The 3085-nt window shown below is 39.3% G+C and carries 1 protein-coding gene; it reads right to left on the bottom strand.

The window, feature by feature from the left end:
- Positions 1 to 195: 195 nt before the first annotated feature.
- The coding region (locus WBA89_RS15375; RefSeq protein ID WP_424407850.1) for a type ISP restriction/modification enzyme at positions 196 to 3085 on the bottom strand (2890 nt) is incomplete at its 5' end.

Below are 3085 nucleotides of genomic sequence, written 5' to 3'. Positions count from 1 at the left end.
TTTTGCTTAAGTTGAGAAGTTGATTAACCCATACAAAAAAAGCTCCACCTAAAAACAATGCTAGAACCGTTGCCCAAACAGGTTTAGCGATAACAACTTTTGGTATTAGCTCGGTAGATGCGATCGCTTGTGGAGGAGAAGAACAATAAGTTAATCAAATGGAATTCACCTTACCGATCCTCTAGTTCAATACTTCTAATCCTTTGGTAGTCCTAAATCTGGCAAGCTTTTTACAATTATAACGGTTTCTAAGCTGACGGTGATTACTTGTTTGATTAAGCGCACGATGTATTCTTCATCATCGAGTCGGTTGGGATCGTTGGTGATACCGCTTCGTTTATCGGTGCTGATTTGGTATTGATCGACGATCCAATCTAGGGCGGAACGGTTGCCGAGGCGATATTCTAATACTTCTGGGGGAATGCCTGTCAGCGTCAGGAAGTCGTTATATTTGATTTGGGTTTTGTCTTTGCTGAGGCGCATTTTTTCGACTCGCCAATCTATCGGGAGGTCTTTGTTTTCGATATGTTTGAGGCGATATTCGGGTTGTTGTTCGTAGTTGATATGGATTTCGGCGAGGCGTTTTCCTGCTGTGGCAAAAGGATTAAATTCTGGCGCGAAGGGGATGCGCGGTAGTTCGCGTTTGAGGTTGGCGGCGTAACGTTGGCGATAGTGGGGATGATGGAGTAGGGCGTAGGTGTAATGGAAGATGTCCCATTTGGTAATCTTGGGATCTTGATAATGGGTGTGAAATTGTTCTAACGCCCAATCTGTAATGTTTTCTTGACGATTATTTCCATTTTCATCATAGATATAAAATGGAAAACATTGAACTTGTCTCCCACCATAGTGCATATTTGGCAAACACGCACAGGCTAATGTTAAAAAAGGAATTTGAGGCTCAATTACTACTCCAATCACTTTGTTTTCTATTTCTGTATTTTGATTTGGGAAGAACCGAGCATTACTACCTGCTTCATCAATAATCACATCATCAAAATATAGAAATCTTTTAGTGAAAGGTCTATATAGACTTAATCTTGCTTTAGATGAGTTAAAATTTAGTTTTTTATAATTCTTCAGCGACCGCTTTAAATTGCGGCTCCATTTTACATTTTCATAGTCAAGAAAACTGTCAATATCAATAGGTTTTATTGAATCATGATAACTAATGAGTTGAGTATTGTAATCACTACAAAAAACCTCTACTCTTTTAAGTAATTCGTCAAGAGTGAAATCATAGACTACTGAATCTCGATTAGTAGAAACTCCTAAAGAATAAAGTTTAAAAACTGCTTCATCTTTATTCTGACTACTTCCTGATTTAACTTCTTTACTTCCTAAAGCAATAAAATTAAGAAAATCATTGCTCATATTTTGAGTCAACCAATTATTTTGACTGTCAGGAATAAGTTCTTGCCATTCCAAGTTATATAAACTTTGAGCATTTTCCAAGATCGTGAATTTATCTTTTCGTTTTGCTCTCCAGTCAACCTCTGAATACAGTAATTTATGCTCATCTATATTTCGCTTCTTTACGAAAAATGTTACGGCAACTCCTACCATTGCAGACAAGCCAAATACAGTATGTTTTTCACCAAGAGGAATTCCATCCCTCATTGAATCCTGTCTAATATCTCCCTTTAAATCCAAAACATAAATAGTGTTGAAATCTTTGGACAGATGATTTCTCATCGAATCAAAAGCTTTCTTATCTAAAAAACTGTTGTTAGTAACAAAAGCGACTATACCTTCATCCCCAATTCGATCGGATGCCCAACGTATAGCTTTAACATAAGGATCGCTGAGCTTGCTGAGTAGACTAGCTCTTGAATCTTTAGCATAGGTATCTGAGACTCTATCATCTACACCTTTTCTATCGGTTCTTTTATATTTACGATTTTTGTTATTGTCATTTTCATCAACTTGGTTGGTATTGTATGGTGGATTACCAAGAATCACAAAAATTGGAGATTCTTGCTGTCTTTTGACTCTTTGTGTATTTTCTGGGACAAACAACGATAGCTGTTGCTCATCAATCATTTCAAAAGTATCAACTAAACAAATCCCCTCAAACGCCTCATACTTTCCAGTCTGCTCAAAATACTCATGCTCAATATTCATTGCAGCAATGTAATAGGGCAACAACATCACCTCATTGCAATGCAACTCATGCTCATATTTATGAGGCAAAGCCGACTTCTGGATATCCGCAATCTCGCGCATCACCCGCATAATAAAATTTCCCGTCCCGACAAACGGATCGAGAATATGCACACCCTTATCCACCAGAGACTTGCCAAACTCCCGTTGCAAAATCTCCTCCACACTCTTCACCATAAAATTCACAATCGGCTGTGGTGTATACACAATCCCATGCGTATCTGCCACCTTCGTCGAAAAGCCCTGAAAGAACTTTTCATAAACTGTATTCAGAAAATCTTGCTTTTGCGAAAAATCATCAATCGTTGCCGCCGTCTCCTCGATCGCCCCATAAAACCGATCCAAACTACTCAAAAAATGAGCGCGGCTGAAATGCTTAGAAGTCAAGGCATTGATCACTTTCTCAATCTCAACTGCAATAATATTCCGTTGAGCAAAATCTGGATTATTGAACACACTCCGAAAAATCCGTTCCGTCAATAAATGTTGAATCAACATCTCCTCAACCGCAGACTCCGATAGATTCGGATTAATCGACTGACGGCAAAGCTGCATAAATGTCGCAAACGCATCGATGAATTTTTTGTTAGTCTTCTCCTGTGTACGGATTAACTCAAGTAGCGCCGTTGCATGATCCTTTACGCGATCGCCAAATTCCTCAGCAGCTTTTTCCCATTGCGCGATCGCAGGCGCACGATATTCAAAAAACTGGCGCACCACATCCACCAATTCCTGATCCTTGGTAATGTCTACATCCATCACCAACTTGCCATCTTGATAGAGAATCGCGCGATCGGGCTGCTGAAAAATAATATTGTCTTTGGGATAGCCCACTGCAAATTTTTTCTGAACTTCCTTCTTCAGATCATCCTTGCTATCCTTCGCTTCCCAGTAAGCACGCGGTAAATGATAAATATCTACC

It is taken from the genome of Microcoleus sp., assembly GCF_049646505.1.
GTDB lineage: Bacteria > Cyanobacteriota > Cyanobacteriia > Cyanobacteriales > Microcoleaceae > Microcoleus.
This window is presented reverse-complemented; position numbering and strand designations above follow the sequence as displayed.